Source organism: Hydrocarboniphaga daqingensis (genome assembly GCF_900129825.1).
GTDB classification, from domain to species: domain Bacteria; phylum Pseudomonadota; class Gammaproteobacteria; order Nevskiales; family Nevskiaceae; genus Hydrocarboniphaga; species Hydrocarboniphaga daqingensis.
The window spans coordinates 219,700-240,692 of sequence record NZ_FQWZ01000001.1; the positions used below are offsets into that span (position 1 = coordinate 219,700).

The window sequence follows — 20,993 nt, forward strand, 5'->3', positions numbered from 1 at the left end:
CCCGACTCCATCGTTGGGCTAGCGACAGGTAAATCATGCAATCTCGTGCTCTGGAAATTCTGGTGGGCTTCTTCGTCTGCCTGGGCGTGGCAGCCGTCTTCGTGCTGACGTTCCGCGCCGCCAGCATCGACAACGTCGGCAAGGGCCCGGTCTACCGGGTCGTTGCCACGTTCGACAACATCGGCGGCCTCAAGCCCGGCGCTGCGGTGACGATGGCCGGCGTCAAGATCGGCCGCGTTCGCGAGATCAGGATCAATCAGGAAAGCTTTCAGGCCGACGTCAGCATCGACCTGTCGCAGCAGTTCAACAAGATTCCCGAGGATTCCAACGTCAAGATCCTGACCGCCGGCCTGCTCGGCGAGCAGTACATCGGCGTGGAACCGGGCGGCTCGGACGACGTGCTCAAGGACGGCAGCAAGATCATGCTGACGCAGAGCGCGCTGGTGCTGGAAAACTTGATCGGCCAGTTCCTGGCCAGTCAAGCCGGGCCCAAGGACGACAAATTGGCCGATGCCATCGGCAAACTGGCGGATTCGATCAAACCTGCCGAACCCGCCGCACCTGGAGTCAAATGATGAAACGCTTTCTTTCTCGCAGCGCGGCTACGCTGGCCGCGGCCTTGATGGCGCTGGGTACGCTGGTCGCTTCCAACTCTGCACTGGCCGTCACACCGCCCGATGAAGTGGTTCGCAAAGCGTCCAGCGAGCTGCAGTCCGACATCAGCCAGAACGTCGAGAAGTATCAGAAGGACAAGGCTGCGTTCTACTCAATGGTGGACACGCGGATCCAGCAGTACTTCGACACCCCCTACATCGCGCAGCTGATCTTGGCGCAGAACTGGAAGACGGCCACTGCCGATCAGCGCAAGCGCTTCGAGATCGCATTCAAGAACATGCTGATCCGCTCATACGCCGACGCGCTGCTGCAGTACCACGACAGCGTCAAGGCCGAGGTCAAAGCGGCGCAGATGGCCAGCGATGCGACCAAGGCAACGGTCAACTCCAGCCTGATGCGCAAGGACGGGCCGCCGATTCCGGTCGCGTTCGACATGCGCTTGAAGGATGACAGCTGGAAGGTCTACGACATCAAGGTCGAAAATATCTCGCTGGTGACCAACTTCCGCAGCCAGGTGGCAGCTCAGGTCAAGGCAACCAGCATCGACGAAGTGATCACCAAGCTCGAAAGCGGTCAGCAGGTCGTCGCGCCGGTTCGCGGCAGCGCGAGCTAGCCAACGTGGCCACCGCAATCGACGGCGCGCTGACGTTCTCGACGCTGGGGCCGTATCTGCGCGACCTCCCCAGCGCCGCAGGCGAGACACTGGACTTGGCGCGCTGCAGCCGCATCGACAGCGCAGGCGCTGCCTACCTGCTGGAGCGGACGCGTCGTGCACGTGCTCGTGGTCTGACGCTGCGCATCATCAACGCCAATTCGCAGGTGCTGAACCTGCTGCGGTTTTTTCAGTTGGACGACGTTGTCACGGCGACCGCCGGCGCACATTAGACCGCCGACAATGGCGGCTTCGATAGGGAGAGGGACAATGGGCAGATTGTCGTGGGCTGCAGCGATGCTGCTGAGCTTGAGCGCGTGCGCGCACTCGCCCAGCTACGACCCTCAGGACCCGCTGGAGAAGGTCAACCGTCCGATCTTCGCGTTCAACCTGAAGGCCGACCAATACGTGTTGCGGCCGGTCGCCAGCGGTTACGCCAAAGTGGTGCCGTCGCTGGCACGGCGCGGCGTCAGCAACTTCTTCGACAACCTGTTTTATCCGACGACAATCGTCAACGACGTGCTGCAGGCCAAGTTCGTCCAGGGCGGCAAGGACACGCTGCGCTTCGTGATGAACACGACGATCGGACTCGGCGGCGTTCTTGACGTCGCCACCGGTCAGGGCTTTCCGCGGCACAACGAAGACCTCGGCCAGACGTTCGGTTACTGGGGCGTCGGCACCGGCTGGTATCTGATGCTGCCGCTGCTCGGGCCGACCACGAACCGCGACTTCGTCGGCCGCTTCGGCGACAACTGGACCGAGATTCTGCAGTACACCGATTCGGTCACGCTGGGCGAGCGCGGTGCTCTGCTCGGCCTGCAGTTGGTCGACTCGCGGTCGCGGCTGCTTGGGGCGGACCGAGCGCTGAACGATCAGCTCGATCAATACGTCTTCATTCGAACCGCTTATCTGGACCGTCGTCGCAACCTGGTATTCGACGGCAACCCGCCGGAAGAAGATCTGGGCTTCGACGAGGACGACAGCGAGCCGGCGCCGGCCGCAAGCGCGCCATCGCCTTAGCGCGCCGCGACTGCTCCCACCAGGACCCGAATCCCCGCGCCAGCGGGGATTCGTCGTTATGGACTGCGCTTAACCGACCCAGCGCCGCGCGTTCTGGAACATGCGGAACCACGGCGTCTTGTCGCCATGGGCCTGCGGCCAGTACGACCCGGTCACGCCATGGATCGTGCGCTCGGCGTGCGGCATCAGGATCGTGATGCGTCCATCGGCGTTGCAAACCGAGGTCAGACCGCCCGGCGAGCCGTTCGGATTGGCCGGGTACGTGGTCGCCGCGCGGCCGTGATTGTCGATGTAGCGCATCGCCACCTGACCCGCCGCCTGCAGCGCGGCCAAGTCGGTATCGCGATCGAACTCGGCGCGTCCCTCGCCATGGGCGATCGCGATCGGCAGCCGCGAGCCGGCCATGCCGGCAAACAGCACCGAGCGGCTTTCGAGCACTTCGACCATGCCCCAGCGGGCTTCGAACTGCTCCGAGCGATTGCGCCGGAACGCAGGCCAGGCCGATGCGCCGGGCACGATGTCCTTGAGCGCGGCAAACATCTGGCAGCCGTTGCAGACGCCAAGCGCGAACTTGGACGTGTCCGCCAGAAAGCCGGCGAACTGCTCACGGCCACGCGCTGAAAACAGAATGGTCTTTGCCCAGCCCTGGCCAGCGCCGAGCACGTCGCCGTACGAGAACCCACCGCAGGCGGCCAGGCCGTTGAAACCGGCCAGCGCGACGCGCCCTTCGAGCACATCGGACATGTGCACGTCGACCGCTTCGAAGCCGGCGGCCTGGAACGCGTAGGCCATCTCGATATGGCCGTTGACGCCCTGCTCGCGCAGGATCGCAACCCGCGGACGTGCTGCGCCGACGATCGCTGGCGCAGCGTCCAGGCTGAAGCTCAGGTGCTCGCTCAAGCCAGGATCGGCTGGATCGGCCAACGATTCGAAGGCCTCGCGCGCGCAGTCGGGGTTGTCGCGCAGCGACGCGATCTGGTGGCTGGTCTCCGACCAGGTGCGCTGCAACTCGACGCGGCCGACATCGAGCACGATGCGGCCACCGCTGCGGATTACCAGACGATCATCGTCCGACAGCGTGCCGATGTCGCAGGCCGTGACGCCGGCAGCGGTGGTCTTGGCGAGGATGCCGGCGACGTCGCTGCTGCGCACCTGCAGCACCAGGCCGAGTTCTTCGCTAAACAGCGCGGCCGCGGCGTCGGCAGCGGCCGGCAGTTCGATCTGCAGGCCGACATGGCCGGCAAAGCTCATTTCAGCCAGCGTCACGAACAAGCCGCCGTCACTGCGGTCGTGGCAGGCCAGCACCTGGCCTTTCTGGTTGAGCCATTGCAGCAGTGCGAACACGGTGCTGAGCTGCTCGGGATGATCGAGATCGGGCGGCGTGACGCCGAGTTCTCCGTAAACCTGGGCCAGTGCCGAGCCACCGAGACGGTTGCGGCCATTGCCGAGGTCAATCAGCAGCAGCCGCGTGTCGGTTCCGGCATCGCGGCGCAGTTGCGGCGTCAGCGTGCGGCGCACGTCGGCCACCGGCGCAAACGCGGAAATGATCGCGGACACCGGCGCGGTCTGCGTCTGCGCGCCCGCATCGTCGGTCCAGACCGACTTCATCGACAGCGAATCCTTGCCGACCGGGATCGCGATGCCCAGTGCCGGGCAGAGCTCGGCGCCGATCGCCTTGACCGCATCGAACAGCCGCGCATCCTCGTCGTGTTGGCCGCAGGCCGCCATCCAATTGGCCGACAGCCGGATATCGCCGATCCGCGCAATCGCGGCCGATGCGATGTTGGTGATCGCCTCGCCGACCGCCATCCGCGCCGACGCAGCGGCGTCGAGCAGCGCCAGCTGCGGGCGCTCACCCATTGCCATCGCTTCGCCGGTCACGGCCTCGAAGCCGGTAGCCGTGACCGCGCAGTTGGCGACCGGCACCTGCCAGGGGCCGACCATCTGGTCGCGCACCGACAGGCCGCCGACGGTGCGGTCGCCGATCGTGATCAGGAAGCTCTTGGAGGCGATCGTCGGCAGACGCAGCAGCCGCTGCGCGGCGTCGGCAAAATCGAGCCCCGCCGTATCGAACGGCCGCGTGACCGGCGCCTGACGCTGTGTGCTGCGCTGCATCCGCGGCGGTTTACCGAGCAGCACCGGCATTGGCATGTCGACGGCCGGCGCCTCGCCGAGCGCGTCGTCGACGCGTAGCTGACGCTCGGCCGTCGCGACACCGACGACCGCGTACGGGCAGCGTTCGCGCTTGCAGGCCGCGTCCAGCATCGCCAGCCCGTCAGGCTTGAGCGCGATCACGTAGCGTTCCTGCGATTCGTTGCACCAGATTTCCATCGGCGACAGCGACGGGTCGGCACACAACACATCGCGCAACTGGAAACGGCCGCCGCGATCATCGGCGTGCACCAGTTCGGGCAGCGCGTTCGAGATACCGCCGGCGCCGACGTCGTGAATCGACAGGATCGGGTTGCCTTCACCGAGCGACCAGCAGGCGTCGATCACTTCCTGGCAGCGGCGCTCCAGCTCGGGGTTGGCGCGCTGTACGGACGCAAAGTCCAGCGCCTCGTGGCTGCTGCCGGTGGCCATCGAACTGGCAGCGCCGCCGCCCAGGCCGATCAACATCGCCGGGCCGCCGAGCACAACCAGTGGCGCGCCTTCGACGACTTCCTTCTTCAGCACGTTGCCAGCGCGGATGTTGCCGTAGCCGCCGGCAATCATGATCGGCTTGTGATAGCCGCGGTTGCGTCCGTCCGGCGTGATCGCTTCGAACGTGCGGAAGTAGCCGTTGAGATTGGGCCGACCGAACTCGTTGTTGTAGGCCGCAGCGCCCAGCGGCGCGTCGATCATGATCTGCAGCGCCGAGGCCATCCGCGTCGGCCGCGACAGCGCGGCCTCCCAGGGCTGTTCATGGCCGGGGATACGCAGGTTGGCAACGCTAAAGCCGGCCAGGCCCGCCTTGGGCCGCGAGCCGGTGCCGGTCGCCGCTTCGTCGCGAATCTCGCCGCCGGCGCCGGTGGCCGCGCCGGGATGTGGCGAGATGCCGGTCGGGTGGTTGTGCGTCTCCACCTTCATCAAGATGTGTACCGGCTCGTCGTGGCCGCGGTACACATGGTCGGCGTCGGCGAACAAGCGCATCGCCGCATGTCCTTCGATCACCGAGCTGTTGTCCGAATACGCCGACAGCACGCCTTGCGGCGCGGCGGCGTAGGTCATCTTGATCATCTGGAACAGCGAATGCGGCTGCACCTCGCCGTCGACGGTGAACTCGGCGTTGAAGATCTTGTGCCGGCAGTGCTCCGAGTTGACCTGGGCGAACATCATCAGCTCGGCATCGGTCGGGTTCTTCCCAGCCTGGCGGAAGTGCGTGGTCAGGTATTCGATTTCCTGCTCGCTCAGCGCGAGCCCCCAGTCGCGATTGGCAGCCGTCAGCGCTGCCCCGCCCTGGCCAAGTACGTCGACGGTCCGCAGCGGACGGCGCGGCGGCGTTGCGAACACCTGCTGCAGCGCCTCGGCCTCGGTCAGCACCGATTCCATCATCGGGTCATGCAGCAACGCGGTGGCGGCATCCGGCAACGCGTCGATGCCCTGAAACAGATAGGCGCGGCCGCGTTCGATCCGCCGTAGGCCATCCAACCCGCACACCCGGGCAATGTCGGTGGCCTTGGACGACCAGGGGGACAGGGTGCCGACGCGCGGGACGACGAAGCGGGTCAGCGCCGCGGCCGGAAAACTCGCCGGCCCTGGACCCACGAGCTGGCGCAGGTCGGACTCCGGGGTGTCACTGGCATCGACCAGATAGAAATCGAGGACTTCGAGCGAGGCCAAACCCGGTGCGAGCGGGCGTAGCGGCTCGAGCAGGCGTTGCAGACGAAAGGAAGAAAGACTTGCGGTGCCGGGCAATACGAGCAAGGGCATCGACGATCCTGGTGCACAGGGGCGTTGCGGGGAAGACCGCCATTGTCTCATACCGCCGCCGCCCACCGCCGCTCGGGCACGACGCGCTCAGGCCGAAACGACCTCGCGCCAGGCCAGCCCTTCGTCCTGATGAGCGCAGACAATCCAGCTGGCGTCGGAGTCCATCGCGTGATGGACGGCAGCCAGCGCCAGGTCGGGCCGGTTGTTGGTTTCAGACAAATGCGTCAGCACCAGATGCTGCAGCCGGCTGCAGTCGACAGCGCGCAACAACCCGGCCGACTGCTCGTTGTTCAGGTGTCCGAATCCGCCGCCGACGCGCTGCTTGAGGCTGTACGGGTACGGTCCGGCGTCCAGCAGCGCGGCGTCGTGGTTGCATTCGAGCATCAAGGCGTCGCAGCCACTGAGCATCTGCTGCATGTGCGGCGTCACCGCGCCCGCGTCGGACAGGATGCCGACACGCAGGCCGCCGAACGCCAGCACGTACTGACAGGGCTCGCGCGCGTCATGCGGCACCGGATACGGCTGAATATCGAGGTCGCCGATACGCCAGCCGGCATGCGGGCTGAACTGATGCACCGACTCGACGCGACGGTCGCCCCATGCGCTGTAGGTGCCCGCCGTCATCCAGACGTCGATGCCGTGGCGCCGGGCGAGTCGCGCCACGCCGCCAAGGTGATCGCCATGCTCGTGAGTGACCAGGATCGCCGCCAACGACGCAGGATCGATACCGAGGTTCTGCATCCGGGCTTCGGTGACGCCGAGATTGAAACCGCAGTCGATCAGCACCCGCGTGTTGCCCGCTTCGATCAGCGTGGCATTGCCCCGGCTGCCAGAGCCGAGCATCGCGAAGCGGATCACCGGCGCGGCAGATCGGGGTTGGGGATCATCGGGAACGGCATCACCTTCGACCCGCTACCCTCGCCGGCCGCCGCGCCGCCAGCGACGATTCGGGCCGTGCCCTGCTTGTTGACCTCGTCGATGCGGATCACCGCATGCAGCGGCACGTAGAACCGCTCGACATTGTCGAATTCGGCCTTTAGCCGCTCTTCGCCTGGGTCGACGACGACGGTCGTGCGCTCGCCGAACACCAGTTTTTCGACTTCGACAAAGCCGGGCATGCCGCCGTGGCTGACCTGCCGGGCGTACACCTCGTAGACCTGTCCCTGATTGTGGAAGCTGATCCGATAGAGGCGCGTATGGGTCATGAAGCCGGGTTGGAGACGGGTGCGCCGCGATTATCCGGCGCGCTTCCGGGGCTCACAAGCACCGGCGCCCGACGTGCCGCACGCTTATGGGGGGACCTGACAACCGCGGATGCCTGGACCGCCTGGAATGCAGGTCTGGACCTTCAACGAGGGCCCGACTTCGATCGCGGTCATCTGCATCGTGGCCTGCCCAACTTCGACGCCGAGCGCGCGCAGCAGCGGATCGACCAGCGCATCGATCAACCCGCCGCCACCCACCAGCACCGGTTCCAAAATCGTCAGCAAGGAACTGGCGAGCGGATTGAGCAGCGCCGCGATCGGCAACACGCAGACATTGCCGAGCGACAGACAGGTATCACCACTGGCGGTGATCCTTGCCGTGTCCAGCAGCGACGCCACCGTACTCGACAACAAATCGCGCGAGCCCAGCGTCTGCGGATTGCCATTGACCGGGCTCTGCGTCGTCCCTTGCGCTTGATACAGCGCCGGGCTGTTCCTGACCTTGATGAACTCGGTGACCGGTTCGGGAAACTCGACGAAGCCGGCGTTGCCGACACTGGAATCGACCGCGCGGGCCAAATTGAACTGCACCTTGGCCGACGCGACGCCGCCGAGCAGGTCGATACTGACCGAGGCCAGCGGCGACGGCGTGGTCAGCAGCGGCGGCGCCGCACTGGCATTGCCGGCGAACGTTCCGAGGCGAACGCGAGCCAGGCCGGTACTGGCGCTGAGTTCGGCCACCGGCGACGGACTGCCGATGCCAGGGCACTGCATACGGTCGAGCCGGACCGTCGACGGCAGGATTTGAATATCGGTGCCCAGCTTGACCGGCTGCATCTCAAGCCGGACCCGCGCCGCGAACAGTTGGTTGGCGATCTGCTGCAGCGGCTGCAGGATGTCGAGACTCATGCGCGTCATCAGCGTGACCTCGGCCGTCGTGGCGGTAACGCCGGCATGGCCGCTGGCGGACCGGGCCGGTGCGCCGATGCTGAGGAACACATTGCTCGACACCACATTGGGCACGTTGACGGACAGCGGCAGCGGGATCGGTTTGACCGAGCCGTCTTCGCTGGCATTGGCGGCCACGCCCAGCGCGACGATCAGGTCGAGCAGGTTAATGAACGGCACGTCGCCGGCCACCGTCGTCACCCCTTCCAGCAACGGCGCCAGCGGCACGGGATTCGAATTGCCGCTGGCGGCGGCGCCGAGGTCTTGCAGCAGCCTGGCAGTCGAGCCGCTGACGCGGTCACCCAGAGCACCCGACAAACCATTGAGCAGATCGGACAGGATCGGCGTCTGCGTGCTCAAGTCGAGTACGTCGGACAGATCTTTGGACTGGACACCGGCCGCGGTGGCCAGCTCGCCCAGCGACACCTTGACGCCGGCCAAGCCCTGAAAGCCCAGCGCACTGATGTTGATCGACGCATCACAAGCGGCCGAACCGGGATTCGGACACAGCAACCCCTCGAGCACGCCGTTGAGCAAGGCTGAGTTCTGCGTGTTCAGCGCCAGCAGCGTGGAGCCGACCGAGAACGTGCCGACCAGCGGCTGCTCGGCCGTCGCCGAGGCCTGCAAGGTGCCGCCGCCGGTCAGAAAGCCGATGAACGGCGTCGGCTGCGGACGGGTCAGGTTGACGCGAACGGCCCCGATACCCGGGTCATCGGTCGGCAGCGGCTCAAACACCATCACGCCATCGTCGGGCACCATTTTGCCCAGCTCGACCGCCGGAAACCCGTTGATTCCGGTCAGCATCGACAGCTGCCCGCCGTTGGCGACGAGGATGCTCTGAATCGCGGCGCTGACGTTGCTCAGCGTGGCGATCGAACCGTCGGCGCCGATGCCGGCGCAGCCACTGGCGACTTGTGCGCCCGACACGGCAGCCAGCGTCGCCAAGCGCTGCAGATCGCGCTGCGCGTGATACAGGCGACCGGTATCGATCGCAAGAAATGCGGCTGACAACAGGCCGACCAGAGCGACACCCACCCAGATCGCGACGGCGCCGGCCTGGCGCCGGGGTCGGCCCAATAGCTGTTGCATCCTGCCGCGCATGAAACCTCCCGTTAGCCCTGAAGGGCATTACGCTACAGAAGCCGGACCGACATTGCGCTGGCCCGTTGAGCGTCGGTTTTATGCCGACAGCCGCACCCGGCTCAATCGCCGAACCGCCAGACCAGCGACGAGGTCAGCCCGACGCGGGCACCGACCGCATATTCCGCCTGCAGCGTCCAGCGCGTACTGATGTCCCAATTGAAGCCGGCCAGGTAGCTCCAGTCGTCTTCGTTGGTCTGCGCCACCGAATAATCCAGCACGATCGGATCGGGCACATTGTCGCGCGGCGCATTGATGTCGATCTGCTGCTGGTTGCGCAATTCGACCTGGCTGTCGACGAAGCTGGCGCCCGCATACAGCGCCAGTCGGCCGCTGGGTGACGGCGCCGAGCGCCAGCCGAGCCGGGGTGTCGCCGTAAAGGCTTGCACGTCGGTGTCCTGATCGCGGGCCTGGCTGTCGAGGTAGACCAAGCTCAAGGTCGCAAACCAGGGGCCGGCGGCATAGGCCAGCAAGGCGCCGCCACCGTAATTGGTGGCATCAGACTGCCGCTGGATGCGCCCGTCGAAACGACGATCGCAGAATGCGGGGCGATCGGGCGAAGCCGGATCGCTGCACGCCGTCGACCCGTAATAGGCCGCCACTTCATCACCTTCCACGTGGAAATCCGCGGTCAGATCGTTGCTCGACTGACCCGCGAACGCGAACAGGTTCAGCACCGGCAGCAGCCAGACATCGGCTTTCAGCAGCAGCGTGCTGCTTTTCAGTTCGGAGGCGCCCAAATGCACCAGCGAGGTCGCATCCGCCGTGTTGCCGTTGGCCTGGACGCTGAGGTTGTCGAGCTGCAGGTCCTGACGTCCATCCATGTAAACCAGCCCGACACCCCAGGGCAGCGGCGTGATCTGGCCGCGCTGCTCGGCCAGCGCACGGCCGAACAGCGCGCCCGCGGCGTCGGCATCGACGGCGGCCAGCAGGAGCACCGCCGCCAGCCCGATCGACCGGCCGCGATGCCGCGCCACGCCCTGTGATTCACCGTTGATCGCGTTCATGCTTTGAATCCTTTTAGGCATCGATAAGGCCCGCGTCCGATGCGGGCCTGGGGCGTATGCCATGCAGTGTCCGTACCGCTTGAGCCGAGCCTGGCGATGCGCCAGCATCGCGGGCTCCGCTCCGGACACCCCGAATGACCCTGCCAGTTCCCGACACGATCCGGGCCGCCGATGGCGCCGAAGCACAGATCTACGCACAGGGCGCACACCTGATCCGCTGGCGTAGCGCCAGCGGCGCCGAGCCGCTGTTCCTGAGCCAGCGCTCGGCGTTCACGGCCGGTACTGCAATCCGCGGCGGGGTGCCGGTGATCTTTCCGCAGTTCGCGGCCGAAGGTCCTCTGACAAAGCACGGCTTCGCGCGCACCGCGGTCTGGCAGCGGCAGCCGGACAACGAGCCGGGCGCCGCCTGCTGGCAACTGCGCGACAGCGCGGCGACCCGCGCCGCCTGGCCTCATGCGTTTTGGTGCGAGTTGCGCTTGCGCATCGGCGGCGAGCGCTTGGACGTCGCGCTGTCGGTCCACAATCCCGGCGATCAAGCGCTGCGCTTCACAGCCGCGCTGCACACGTATCTGCGCGTCGACGATATCGGGGCTGCCCGCCTGCACGGCTTGCAGCAGCATCGCTATCGCGACTCGGCGCACGGCGGGATCGAACGCGTGGATGCCGACGAATCGCTGGCGATCGTTGGCGAAGTCGACCGGATCTACTTCGACACGCCGGCCGCCTTGCGGCTGAGCCAGCCCGGCGGCGCACTGCGTATCGAACAACAAGGGTTCTGCGACACCGTGGTCTGGAATCCGGGCCCGGCCAAGGGCGCCGCTCTGGCAGACCTGGAGCCGGATGGCGATCGGCACCTGCTGTGCGTCGAAGCTGCTGTCGTCGGACGACCGGTGTCGCTGGCGCCGGGTGCGCACTGGCAGGGTTCGCAGACGCTGATCATCGGCGGATGAAACGACTGTTGGTGGTCTATGCCTCTCAGACCGGTCGAACGCGGCGGCTGGTCGATGCGGCGATGGCCGGTGCACGTGAAGGCGCGGACGACGTCCGCACCGATCTGCTGCATGGCTTGGATGCGGGCGTCGATGAGTTGATGGCCTGCGACGGGCTGCTGATCGCCACGCCCGAAAACTTCGGCTACATGAGCGGTGCAATCAAAGACTTTCTCGACCGGACCTACTATCCCTGCGAAGGCCTGCGCCTGGGCCTGCCGTATGCGGTGATCGTCAGCGCCGGCAATGACGGCAGCGGCGCGGTGCGCAGCATCGAACGGATCGCAACCGGATTCGGCTGGAAGGCAGCGGCCGAGCCGTTGATCGTCGTCGGCGACCCCGGAACCGATGCGATCAGCCGCGCCGTCGTCATCGGGCAGACGCTGGCTGCCGGCCTGAGCTTGGGCGTTTTGTAGCGATCAGGCCGCGGGCGCCGGCGCCCAGACGTCGCGGATCACGCCGACCAGCGAACGGATAATCGGATCGTCGCTGCGTTCCTTGGCATGGATGAACTGCAGGCGCGTGCGCAGCCGCACGTCGCCCCACAGCATGACTTCGCCGCTGCGCGCGCGCTCCATCGCTTTTTCCTCGCGCATCAACGCAATGCCCAGGCCCGCGATCGCCAGCGAACTGATCACGGCCTCATGGTCGGCTTCGACGATTCGCGACGGGCGCACGCCGTGCTGCTTGAACAAGCCGGCGATCAAATCGTGATGCGTGCTGATCGGCGGCGGAATCACCCAAGGCTGCGTGGCGATCTCTTCGAAGCTGTTGGTCTTCAGACGATCTTTCCAGGCGCTGGGCACGACGACGCGGAACACCACTTCGCGCAGTTCGACCGAGACCACGTCGGGGTGCGACAGCTCGCCGTAGTAGAAGCTGGCGTCGAGGCCGCCGTCGCGGATCATCTCGAAAGCCTCGCCGGTCACGACGTGATGAAACTCGATTTCGACCAGCGGATAGCGGCTCATCGTGGCGCTCATGAACGGCGCCACGCGGATGAACTCGGGATCGGACACGGTACCGACGCGGACGATGCCGCCGATCTCGCCCTTGATCGCGCGCGCCTCATTGCGCATTGCTTGCGCCGCCGACAGCACTTTTTCGGCCATCGGCAGCAGGCGTCGGCCGGCCGCGGTCAGCATCATGCCGGCCGGCGTGCGCTCAAACAGTGGCGTGGCGAACGTGTCTTCCAGTGCGCGAATCTGCGCCGACAACGCCGGCTGGCTGATGTGCAGCTTTTCGGCCGCCCGCGTCAGATGACGCATTTCGGCGACGGCAACAAAGCTTCTGAGCTGGTACAACTCCATGGCTGTCTCGGATCGCCGGCAGGCGTGACGCGGTCAATGTCGAGCATTATGCCTGCGCCCGCGGCTTCCCCGCTGCCGGCCGGTCAAGCACAATGACCGCTCATACGACTGCCACGCCCATGACCCGCACGATCATCGCCCGCCGTTCCCCCATCCACGGCACCGGCGTGTTCGCCGCGCGCAAGATCAAGGCCGGCGACGACGTCGTGCAGTACGAAGGCCGGTTGATCACGCATGCCTACGCCGACAAGCACTATGGTGACGGCGGCGAAACCGGCCACACGTTCCTGTTCACGCTCAACGATCGCTACATCATCGACGCCAATGTCGGCGGCACCGATGCGCGCTGGATCAATCACAGCTGCGACCCGAACTGCCAGGCCGTGCTGTATGAAGATGACAAGGGCCGCAAAAAGAAGGACCGCGTCGTCATCGAAGCGCTGCGTGACATCGCGCGCGGCGAAGAACTGACCTACGACTACGGCATCACACTGGAAGTACGGCAAACGCCGCGCTTGAAGAAGATCTGGGAATGCCGTTGCGGCAGCCCGAAGTGCACCGGCACGATGCTCAAGTCCAAGCGTCGCGCCGCCGTCAAAGACTGACGACGGCGCTTCGGCGCCTCACAGCATCTCGACGGCCACGGCGGTGCCTTCACCGCCGCCGATGCACAGCGTCGCCACGCCGCGCTGCAAACGGTGACGGCGCAAGGCATGCAACAAGGTCACGATCACGCGCGCACCGCTGGCCCCGATCGGATGACCGAGCGCGCAAGCGCCGCCGTGCACGTTGACCTTGTCGTGGGCAATGCCCAGTTCGTGCATCGCCGCCATCGGCACCACGGCGAACGCCTCGTTGATCTCATACAGATCGACGTCGCCGGCCTGCCAGCCGATGCGGCCGAACAGTTTCTGCATCGCACCCACCGGCGCCGTCGTGAACCATGCCGGCTCCTGCGCGTGGCTTGAGTGGCCGAGCACGCGCGCCAGCGGCTTGATGCCCAGACTCGCCGCTCGACTCTGCCGCATCAGCACCAGTGCCGCCGCTCCGTCATTGATCGACGAGCTCGACGCGGCGGTGATCGTGCCGTCCTTCTTGAACGCCGGCTTCAAGCCGGGAATCTTGTCGAGCTTGATCTTGCCGGGACCCTCGTCAACGCTGACGACGATTTCGCCGCTGCGGTCACGCACCGTGACCGGCTCGATCTCGTCGACGAAAGCGCCGTCACGTATTGCCGCCTGAGCGCGCTGCACCGAAGCGCTGGCGAATGCGTCCTGCGCGTCGCGACCGAACTGGTAACGATCGGCACACAGTTCGCCGAAGGTGCCCATCGAGCGCCCGGCTTCGTACGCGTCTTCCAGACCGTCGAGCATCATGCTGTCGTAGATCTGCGCGTGGCCCATCCGGTAGCCACCGCGACCCTTGCTCATCAAGTACGGCGCGGCGCTCATGTTTTCCATGCCGCCGACGACGACGATTTCGGCGCTGCCGGCGGCGATCGCGTCAACGCCAAGCATCAGCGCCTTCATGCCCGACCCACAGACCTTGCCCACCGTGGTGCACGGCGTGCCGTTCGGCAGCCCGGCTTTCAGCGCGGCTTGTCGTGCCGGTGCCTGGCCCAGGCCCGAGGTCAGCACGCAGCCCATCAGCACCTCGCTGACCGACTCCGGCGCCAGGCCCGCACGGCGCAGCGCGCCGCGGATCGCCACGGCGCCCAGATCAGTGGCCGATACGTCTTTGAATGCGCCCTGAAACGCGCCCATCGGCGTGCGGGCGGCGGACACGATGACGACGGGATCGATAGCGGATGACATCTGCAGCCTCTCTGGGTCGGATACGGATCGCGCGATTCAAGCCGATCGCGCGGCGTCGGATGCAAAACTAAAGGCGGTCGATCAACTCGACTGCGCGTTGCGAGAACACGCCGCCGAGGCGGCCGACCTGCTCGGCGTTGTCGGCCACTGCGATGCCCTGCTTGGCGCGCGCGGCGATGCCTTCGAAGATCACGGCGATCCGGAACAGCGCAAACACGAAGTGGAAGGTCTGGATCGGCTCCTGCCGCTTCGATACGCGGTAGTAGTCGGCGATGTGCTCGGCTTCGGTCGGGATGCCGACCGAAGCCAGATCGAGTCCGCGCAAGCCGTAGTACTCCTCGCGCGCGGTGTGCCAGGCCACGCAGTGGTAAGCCAGGTCCGCCAGCGGGTGTCCCAGCGTCGACAGCTCCCAGTCGAGCACTGCGATCACGCGCGGCTCGGTCGGATGGAACATCAGGTTGCCGGCGCGATAGTCGCCGTGGGCGATACCGCTGGCCTCGCTGTCGGGGATGTTGTCCGGCAGCCATTGCAGCAGCCGCTCCAGCGCCGCGTTGTCACGCACCTTGGTCTGCTGCCACTGCTTGCCCCAGCGGCCGATCTGCCGCTGGAAATAGTTGCCCGGCTTGCCGTAGTCGGCGAGGCCCACGGCGTCCACGTCGACGTTGTGCACGCGGGCCAGCGTCTCGGCCATCGACCGATACATCGCGCGCCGCTCGGCCGGCGTCACACCCGGCAGCTCGTAGCTGGCAAACACGCGGCCTTCGAGGCATTCCATCAAGTAGAACGGCGTGCCGACGATGTCGCGGCCGGCATGGAACAGCAGCACTTCGGGCACCGGCACGTCGGTATCGCGCAGCGCCCGCATCACTTGAGCCTCGCGGTCCACCGCATGCGCGCCGGGCAGGATGTCGGGGCCCGGCTGCTTGCGCAGCACCAGCTTGCGGTTGTCGAACGTGACGAAGAACGTCGGGTTGGACTGGCCGCCGCCGATACGCTGCAAGCGCATCGGCCCGCTCAGGCCCGGCACGCTCTGGTGCAGAAACGCTTCGAGCGCCGCCGGCTCGAAACCCGGACCGCTCTGCTTGCTGCTGCTCATCGTGTCTCCTCGATGCCGTTCTAATGGGTCTTGTAGTTGAGTCGGCGCGCCGCCGCTTTAGCCGGCCACGGCCGGCAGCTCGACGATCAGCCCGTCGAGCGCATCGACGATGGCGATCTGGCAGCTGAGCCGGCTGGTCGGCCGCCGGTCGATGACGCCTTCGAGCATCATGTCCTCGTCTTCTTCAGGCGGCGCCAGTTGCTCGGCCCAAGGCGACGGCACATACGCGTGGCAGGTCGCGCAGCTGCAGCAGCCACCGCAGTCGCCGGCAACGCCGGGCATCAAGTGATCGACCGCGACTTGCATCAGCGTCTTGCCGACCGGCGCCTCGACGATGTGCCGGCGGCCGGCGGGGTCGACGAAAGTGATCGTGGGCATGGCGGACGCGCGCTAGCGAATGACGAAGGGCCGGAGATTGTAGGCCAAGGCTGCCGCCCGCCCGTCACTGCCCGCCGAGGCAGACGTACTTGCGACTCAGGTATTCGTCCAAGCCATAACGAGAACCTTCGGAGCCGAAGCCGCTTTCCTTGATGCCGCCAAACGGCGCGACTTCGGTCGAAATCAAGCCTTCGTTGACGCCGACGATGCCGTATTCGAGCCGCTCGGTGACGCGCGTGATCCGGCCGATGTCGCGACTGTAGAAATACGCCGCCAGACCGAACTCGGTGTCGTTGGCCATCTGCACCGCTTGTTCTTCGGTTTCGAAGCGCGTCACCGGCGCCACCGGCCCGAAGGTTTCCTCGCGCAGCACGCGCATGCCCGGCTCGATGCCGGCGAGCACGGTCGGCGCGAAGAACGCGCCACGCGGCGGCAGCGGCGCGCCGCCGACGATCTGCCGCGCGCCCTTGGCCAGCGCATCGGCGACATGCCCACGCACCTTGTCCAGCGCACGGTCGTCGATCAGCGGGCCGATCTGCACGCCGGGATCCAGGCCGTTGCCGAGCTTCAGCGCGCCGACCGCTGCGGCCAGCGCTTCGACGAAGCGATCGTGGATGCCGGCCTGCACCAGAATCCGGTTAGCGCAAACGCAGGTCTGGCCGGCGTTGCGGAACTTCGACGCCATGGCGCCGGCCACGGCCGCGTCGAGGTCGGCATCGTCGAACACGATGAACGGTGCGTTGCCGCCCAGTTCCAGCGACAGCCGCTTGACCGTGCCGGCGCAGGCCGCCATCAGCTGCTTGCCCACTGCCGTCGACCCGGTAAACGACAGCTTGCGCACGATCGGGTTGCCGGTCAGCTCGGCGCCGATCGGGCGCGCATGGCCGGTGACCACGGCCAGCAGGCCGGGCGGCACGCCGGCCTGCTCGGCCAGCACGGCCATCGCCAGCGCCGAAAACGGCGTCAGCTCCGACGGTTTGACGACGATCGCGCAGCCAGCGGCCAGCGCCGGTGCCACCTTGCGCGTAATCATCGCGGCCGGGAAGTTCCACGGCGTGATCGCCGCGCAGACACCGACCGGCTGTTTGAGCACGCTGATGCGCCGGTCACGGGTCGGCCCGGGAATCAGATCGCCATAGGCGCGCTTGGCCTCCTCGCCGAACCATTCGATGAACGACGCGGCGTAGCCGATCTCGCCGCGGCTCTCGGCCAGCGGCTTGCCCTGCTCGCGCGTCATGATCCGCGCCAGATCGTCCTGGTGGGTCAGCATCAGTTCAAACCAGCGCCTGAGCACGGTCGCGCGCTCCTTGGCGCTGCGCGCTGCCCAGGCTAGCTGCGCCGCTTGGGCCGCCTCAATCGCCCGACGGGTCTCGGCAGCGCCACAGGCCGGTACGCTGCCAACCACCTCTCCCGTCGCCGGGTCCGTGACCTGGATCGTCTCGCCAGCATCGGCGTCGCACCAGCGGCCGGCGACATAGGCCTGCCGGCGGACCAGATCGGGCCGCTGCAGGCCGTCAGCAATCGCGGTCGGCAACGGGGAACGGTCATCCATGGCGTGTCTCCTGCATATCAATGGTCCGGATGCCCCAGTTTAGAGCGGCACCGGTCCCGGACGTTCGATCCGGCTTTCAACACCAGAGCAGCCGCGTGCCGCTGCCTGCCACCCGCCGCGTCATTGGTACCGCTACAACGAGCCATGAAGAACGTTCTGGTGCTGTATTACTCGCAGACCGGTCAGCTCGAACGCGTGCTGCGTTCGCTGATGCAGCCGTTTGAAGGCGATGCCGGGGTGCGCGTGCACTTTCAGCCGATCGTGCCCGAGCGGGTGTATCCGTTCCCGTGGCCGGTGGTCACGTTCTTCGACCAGTTTCCGGAATGCGTGCAGCTGGTACCGCCCGCCGTCGACCTGCCCGGCTTGGACGAAAGCATCGACTACGACCTGATCGTGCTCGGCTACCAGACCTGGTATCTGTCGCCGTCGCTGCCGGCGACCGGCCTGCTCAAGTCACGCTACGCGGCGCTGCTGCGCGACAAGCCGGTGGTCACCGTGATCGGCTGCCGCAACATGTGGTATCGCGGCCAGTTGGCCGTCCGCCAACTGATCGACGCGGCCGGCGGCCGCTTCGCGGGCATCTTCGTCCGCGAAGACCAGGGCACGCGCGCCGAAACCTTCATCACGGTGACCGTGTGGCTGCTGACCGGCCGCCGCGAAACCTGGAAAGGCGTGCTGTCGCCGGCCGGCGTGTCCGACGCGGCGATCGCCGACTCGGCGCGCTTCGGCCGACAACTGCTCGATGGCTTGCACGACGGGCGCATCGACCGCGGACAGGCGGTGTTTGACGGCGCCGACAGCGCGCCGGTCGACCCGCATTACGTGCTGACCGAGGAAATCGGCTGGCGCGGCTTTCGGCTCGGGGCCGGCATCGTCCGCCTCGCCGGCGGGCCGGGCCGCTGGCAGCGCATACCGCTGCTGGGCTTGTTTGCCCTGTGCCTGGGTATCGGCATCGTCACGATCGTGCCGTTCGGGCTGGTCGCACTGGCGGTGTTCAAGCGTTCGGCGCGCTATCAGCGCTGGCTGGATCAACAAATCCGCTATCTGCAGGGCGACGACCTGCCGCGCGCCGGCTGAGCGCGCTTCAACGGGCGTCCGGGCTGCGCGTGGCAGAATCGCCGCGTCGATCCCCTTGGAGCCTTGCATGATTCCGTCCCACGGCTATGCCGCCAGCGCCGCCCGCGGCCCCTTGGCCCCGTTCAAGTTCGAGCGCCGCGATCCGGGTGCGCACGATGTCGTCATCGAGGCGCTGTACTGCGGCGTGTGTCATTCCGACCTGCATTCGGTCAACAACGACTGGGGTGGCAGTCGCTACCCGATCGTGCCGGGCCACGAGATCATCGGCCGCGTCACGTCGGTCGGCAGCGCGGTCAGCCAGTTCAAGGTCGGCGACCACGCCGGCATCGGCTGCCTGGTCGACAGCTGCCGCGAATGCGGCTCCTGCCACGCCGACGAAGAGCAGTACTGCGAGCGCGGCGCCACCGGCACCTACAACAGCTACGAGCGCGGCACCCGCATCCCGACCTACGGCGGCTACTCGACCAACTACGTCGTCGCCGAGCGCTTCGCGCTGAAGATCCCGGCCGGCATGGACCTGGCCGCGACCGCGCCGCTGCTGTGCGCGGGCATCACCACGTACTCGCCGCTGCGGCACTGGAAGGTTGGCCCCGGCCAGCGCGTCGGCGTCGTCGGGCTCGGCGGGCTGGGCCACATGGCGGTCAAGATCGCGCACGCGATGGGCGCCGAAGTCACGCTGTTCAGCACGTCGGAGAGCAAGCGACAGGACGCGATCCGCCTCGGTGCGACGCACGTGGTGCTGTCACGCGACGCCGACCAGATGAAGGCACAGGCCAACCGTTTCGACTTCATTCTCGACACGGTATCGGCGCCGCACGACATCAATGGCTACCTGCGCCTGCTCAAGCGAGACGGCACGATGTGCCTGGTCGGCTTGCCCGAAACGCCGACGCCGATCGCCGCCGGCAATCTAGTGTTCGGCCGCAAGAGCCTGGCCGGTTCGCTGATCGGTGGCTTGGCGCAGACCCAGGAAATGCTCGACTTCTGCGCCGCGCACGGCATCGTGTCGGACATCGAGCTGATCCCGATCCAGCAGATCAACGAGGCCTATGCGCGGCTCGAAAAGGCCGACGTCAAATACCGCTTCGTGATCGATCTGGCGACGCTGAAGGCCTGCTCCGGCCGGCGCCGGCTCAGTCGAACACCACCACCTGGCGCACGGCCTCGCCGCGCGCCAGGCGGTCGAAGCCGGCGTTGATCTCGTCGAGCCTGAGCCGGTGCGTCAGCAGCCGGTCCACCGGCAGCAGCCCGGCGCGGTACATCGCCACAAAGCGCGGAATGTCGCGGCTCGGCACCGCCGAGCCCATGTAGGAGCCTTTGACGGTGCGTTCTTCGGCGACCAGGCTGACGGCCGGCACGGAGAACATCCGGCCCGGATGCGGCAGACCGGCCGTCACCGTGGTGCCGCCGCGCCGCGTCGCCGCATAAGCCTGGCCCAGCACCACTTCGCTGCCAACGGTCTCGATCGTGGTCTGCGCGCCGCCGGCGGTGATCGCGCGGATCTGCGCCACCGCGTCTTCTCCGGCGGCGACGACATGCGTTGCGCCCAGTTCGCGCGCCAGCGCCAGCTTCGACGGCAGCACATCCACCGCGATCAGCGGATAAGCGCCGGCCGCGCGGGCGCCGAGCAGCGCCGCCAGCCCCACGCCGCCGAGGCCGAATACGGCAACGCTGTCGCCGGGCTGCACGCGCGCGGTGTTCACCGCAGCGCCGACGCCGGTCATCACCGCGCAGCCGAACAAGGCGGCGATTTCGGCGGGTAGATCGGCATCGACTTTGACGGCCGAGCGCGCCGACACCACGGTGGCCTCGGCAAACGCGCTGACGCCGAGGTGGTGATGGGGTCGGCTGCCGGCGCCGGGCGCATCGGTCAGCTGCCAACGGCGTTCGCCGCCGAGCAGGCTGCCGGCCGTGTTGGCCGCCGCACCGGGCTCGCACAGCGCCGGCCGGCCGCTGGCGCAAGGCGCGCAGTGGCCGCAGGTCGGCACGAACGAAAACACCACTTGGTCGCCGACCGCGAAGCCGTCGACGTCGGCCCCGATCGCGATGACGCGGCCGGCTGCCTCATGCCCGAGCACCATCGGCAGCGGCCGCGGACGCGAGCCGTCGATCACCGACAAGTCGGAATGGCACAAGCCGGCTGCGCCGACTTTGACCAGCAGTTCGCCGCGTCCCGGTGCGTCGAGTTGCAGCTGCCGCAAGCGCAGTGGCTGCGACTGCGCATACGGCGCTGGCAAGCCGACGTCGCTGAGCACGGCGGCGGTGACGGTGATCGACG

20 protein-coding genes are annotated in these 20,993 nt (G+C 67.0%); 9 read left to right on the top strand and 11 right to left on the bottom strand.

Going from position 1 to position 20,993, the window contains the following annotated elements; translation table 11 throughout:
• Positions 1-35 precede the first annotated feature (35 nt).
• Genes mlaD through BUB09_RS00985 form a run of 4 tightly spaced genes read left to right on the top strand, consistent with a single transcriptional unit; the run spans position 36 to position 2,287 of the window.
• The gene (mlaD, locus tag BUB09_RS00970) at positions 36-575 is read left to right on the top strand and encodes an outer membrane lipid asymmetry maintenance protein MlaD (RefSeq protein ID WP_072892913.1); all 540 of its coding nucleotides are present in this window, start codon (positions 36-38) and stop codon (positions 573-575) included.
• Positions 575-1,228: an MlaC/ttg2D family ABC transporter substrate-binding protein gene (locus tag BUB09_RS00975; RefSeq protein ID WP_175550074.1), complete on the top strand. Its 654-nt coding sequence runs from the start codon at positions 575-577 to the stop codon at positions 1,226-1,228. The genes mlaD and BUB09_RS00975 overlap by 1 nt, the downstream gene beginning before the upstream one ends.
• A gap of 5 nt (positions 1,229-1,233) precedes the next feature.
• Positions 1,234-1,500, top strand: coding sequence for an STAS domain-containing protein (locus BUB09_RS17100; RefSeq protein ID WP_072892917.1), 267 nt, complete (start codon positions 1,234-1,236; stop codon positions 1,498-1,500).
• 37 nt (positions 1,501-1,537) lie between these two features.
• Positions 1,538-2,287: an MlaA family lipoprotein gene (locus BUB09_RS00985; RefSeq protein WP_245793048.1), complete on the top strand. Its 750-nt coding sequence runs from the start codon at positions 1,538-1,540 to the stop codon at positions 2,285-2,287.
• A gap of 69 nt (positions 2,288-2,356) precedes the next feature.
• Here BUB09_RS00985 and purL read toward each other — a convergent pair whose 3' ends face one another.
• The 5 genes from purL to BUB09_RS01010 form a co-directional block, all read right to left on the bottom strand.
• Complete coding sequence (gene purL, locus BUB09_RS00990; RefSeq protein ID WP_072892920.1) at positions 2,357-6,199, bottom strand: phosphoribosylformylglycinamidine synthase; 3,843 nt, start codon at positions 6,197-6,199, stop codon at positions 2,357-2,359.
• A gap of 87 nt (positions 6,200-6,286) precedes the next feature.
• Positions 6,287-7,057: an MBL fold metallo-hydrolase gene (locus BUB09_RS00995; RefSeq protein WP_245793050.1), complete on the bottom strand. Its 771-nt coding sequence runs from the start codon at positions 7,055-7,057 to the stop codon at positions 6,287-6,289.
• Positions 7,054-7,404 (bottom strand): DUF1820 family protein, encoded by a 351-nt coding sequence (locus BUB09_RS01000; protein ID WP_072892922.1) that lies wholly within the window; start codon positions 7,402-7,404, stop codon positions 7,054-7,056. Before BUB09_RS01000 ends, BUB09_RS00995 begins: the two co-directional genes overlap by 4 nt.
• 84 nt (positions 7,405-7,488) lie before the next feature.
• Positions 7,489-9,441: a pilus assembly protein TadG-related protein gene (locus tag BUB09_RS01005; RefSeq protein ID WP_072892923.1), complete on the bottom strand. Its 1,953-nt coding sequence runs from the start codon at positions 9,439-9,441 to the stop codon at positions 7,489-7,491.
• Positions 9,442-9,554: 113 nt separating this feature from the next.
• Positions 9,555-10,499, bottom strand: coding sequence for an outer membrane beta-barrel protein (locus BUB09_RS01010; RefSeq protein ID WP_072892925.1), 945 nt, complete (start codon positions 10,497-10,499; stop codon positions 9,555-9,557).
• A 134-nt stretch (positions 10,500-10,633) separates the two neighbouring features.
• Here BUB09_RS01010 and BUB09_RS01015 point away from each other — a divergent pair, with 134 nt between their 5' ends.
• Together BUB09_RS01015 and BUB09_RS01020 are read left to right on the top strand one after the other, a co-directional pair.
• Positions 10,634-11,449, top strand: coding sequence for a D-hexose-6-phosphate mutarotase (locus BUB09_RS01015; RefSeq protein WP_072892927.1), 816 nt, complete (start codon positions 10,634-10,636; stop codon positions 11,447-11,449).
• The gene (locus BUB09_RS01020; RefSeq protein ID WP_072892928.1) at positions 11,446-11,904 is read left to right on the top strand and encodes a flavodoxin family protein; all 459 of its coding nucleotides are present in this window, start codon (positions 11,446-11,448) and stop codon (positions 11,902-11,904) included. The genes BUB09_RS01015 and BUB09_RS01020 overlap by 4 nt, the downstream gene beginning before the upstream one ends.
• A 3-nt stretch (positions 11,905-11,907) precedes the next feature.
• On the opposite strand, the gene BUB09_RS01025 is transcribed toward BUB09_RS01020, so the two are convergent.
• Positions 11,908-12,798 (bottom strand): LysR family transcriptional regulator, encoded by an 891-nt coding sequence (locus BUB09_RS01025; protein WP_072892929.1) that lies wholly within the window; start codon positions 12,796-12,798, stop codon positions 11,908-11,910.
• A 119-nt stretch (positions 12,799-12,917) separates the two neighbouring features.
• On the opposite strand from BUB09_RS01025, the gene BUB09_RS01030 reads away from it, so the two are divergent.
• Complete coding sequence (locus BUB09_RS01030) at positions 12,918-13,403, top strand: SET domain-containing protein (RefSeq protein WP_072892930.1); 486 nt, start codon at positions 12,918-12,920, stop codon at positions 13,401-13,403.
• A gap of 18 nt (positions 13,404-13,421) precedes the next feature.
• Here the strand turns inward: BUB09_RS01030 and BUB09_RS01035 are convergent, their stop codons facing one another.
• The 4 genes from BUB09_RS01035 to BUB09_RS01050 form a co-directional block, all read right to left on the bottom strand.
• Complete coding sequence (locus BUB09_RS01035; protein ID WP_072892931.1) at positions 13,422-14,612, bottom strand: acetyl-CoA C-acyltransferase; 1,191 nt, start codon at positions 14,610-14,612, stop codon at positions 13,422-13,424.
• 67 nt (positions 14,613-14,679) lie between these two features.
• Positions 14,680-15,708, bottom strand: coding sequence for a phosphotransferase family protein (locus BUB09_RS01040; protein WP_072892933.1), 1,029 nt, complete (start codon positions 15,706-15,708; stop codon positions 14,680-14,682).
• Positions 15,709-15,765: 57 nt separating this feature from the next.
• Positions 15,766-16,086, bottom strand: coding sequence for a 2Fe-2S iron-sulfur cluster-binding family protein (locus BUB09_RS01045; protein ID WP_072892934.1), 321 nt, complete (start codon positions 16,084-16,086; stop codon positions 15,766-15,768).
• 64 nt (positions 16,087-16,150) lie between these two features.
• Positions 16,151-17,638, bottom strand: a complete 1,488-nt coding sequence (locus BUB09_RS01050; RefSeq protein WP_139250051.1) for an NAD-dependent succinate-semialdehyde dehydrogenase — start codon at positions 17,636-17,638, stop codon at positions 16,151-16,153.
• A gap of 144 nt (positions 17,639-17,782) precedes the next feature.
• On the opposite strand from BUB09_RS01050, the gene BUB09_RS01055 reads away from it, so the two are divergent.
• Positions 17,783-18,715 (top strand): hypothetical protein, encoded by a 933-nt coding sequence (locus BUB09_RS01055; protein WP_072892936.1) that lies wholly within the window; start codon positions 17,783-17,785, stop codon positions 18,713-18,715.
• 67 nt (positions 18,716-18,782) lie between these two features.
• Entirely contained in the window at positions 18,783-19,913 is a 1,131-nt protein-coding gene (locus BUB09_RS16700; protein WP_084083057.1) for an NAD(P)-dependent alcohol dehydrogenase, read from the top strand.
• Here the strand turns inward: BUB09_RS16700 and BUB09_RS01075 are convergent.
• Entirely contained in the window at positions 19,849-20,988 is a 1,140-nt protein-coding gene (locus tag BUB09_RS01075) for a zinc-dependent alcohol dehydrogenase family protein (RefSeq protein WP_139250089.1), read from the bottom strand. The genes BUB09_RS16700 and BUB09_RS01075 overlap by 65 nt on opposite strands.
• Positions 20,989-20,993 lie beyond the last annotated feature (5 nt).

Excerpts from the sequence above, each read along its gene's own strand:
- mlaD (WP_072892913.1), top strand. The coding sequence starts at position 36 with ATGCAATCTCGTGCTCTGGAAATTCTGGTGGGCTTCTTCGTCTGCCTG.
- BUB09_RS00975 (WP_175550074.1), top strand. The coding sequence starts at position 575 with ATGAAACGCTTTCTTTCTCGCAGCGCGGCTACGCTGGCCGCGGCCTTG.
- BUB09_RS00985 (WP_245793048.1), top strand. The coding sequence starts at position 1,538 with ATGGGCAGATTGTCGTGGGCTGCAGCGATGCTGCTGAGCTTGAGCGCG.
- purL (WP_072892920.1), bottom strand. The coding sequence starts at position 6,199 with ATGCCCTTGCTCGTATTGCCCGGCACCGCAAGTCTTTCTTCCTTTCGT.
- BUB09_RS01000 (WP_072892922.1), bottom strand. The coding sequence starts at position 7,404 with ATGACCCATACGCGCCTCTATCGGATCAGCTTCCACAATCAGGGACAG.
- BUB09_RS01005 (WP_072892923.1), bottom strand. The coding sequence starts at position 9,441 with ATGCAACAGCTATTGGGCCGACCCCGGCGCCAGGCCGGCGCCGTCGCG.
- BUB09_RS01010 (WP_072892925.1), bottom strand. The coding sequence starts at position 10,499 with ATGAACGCGATCAACGGTGAATCACAGGGCGTGGCGCGGCATCGCGGC.
- BUB09_RS01015 (WP_072892927.1), top strand. The coding sequence starts at position 10,634 with ATGACCCTGCCAGTTCCCGACACGATCCGGGCCGCCGATGGCGCCGAA.
- BUB09_RS01020 (WP_072892928.1), top strand. The coding sequence starts at position 11,446 with ATGAAACGACTGTTGGTGGTCTATGCCTCTCAGACCGGTCGAACGCGG.
- BUB09_RS01025 (WP_072892929.1), bottom strand. The coding sequence starts at position 12,798 with ATGGAGTTGTACCAGCTCAGAAGCTTTGTTGCCGTCGCCGAAATGCGT.
- BUB09_RS01030 (WP_072892930.1), top strand. The coding sequence starts at position 12,918 with ATGACCCGCACGATCATCGCCCGCCGTTCCCCCATCCACGGCACCGGC.
- BUB09_RS01035 (WP_072892931.1), bottom strand. The coding sequence starts at position 14,612 with ATGTCATCCGCTATCGATCCCGTCGTCATCGTGTCCGCCGCCCGCACG.
- BUB09_RS01040 (WP_072892933.1), bottom strand. The coding sequence starts at position 15,708 with ATGAGCAGCAGCAAGCAGAGCGGTCCGGGTTTCGAGCCGGCGGCGCTC.
- BUB09_RS01045 (WP_072892934.1), bottom strand. The coding sequence starts at position 16,086 with ATGCCCACGATCACTTTCGTCGACCCCGCCGGCCGCCGGCACATCGTC.
- BUB09_RS01050 (WP_139250051.1), bottom strand. The coding sequence starts at position 17,638 with ATGGATGACCGTTCCCCGTTGCCGACCGCGATTGCTGACGGCCTGCAG.
- BUB09_RS01055 (WP_072892936.1), top strand. The coding sequence starts at position 17,783 with ATGAAGAACGTTCTGGTGCTGTATTACTCGCAGACCGGTCAGCTCGAA.
- BUB09_RS16700 (WP_084083057.1), top strand. The coding sequence starts at position 18,783 with ATGATTCCGTCCCACGGCTATGCCGCCAGCGCCGCCCGCGGCCCCTTG.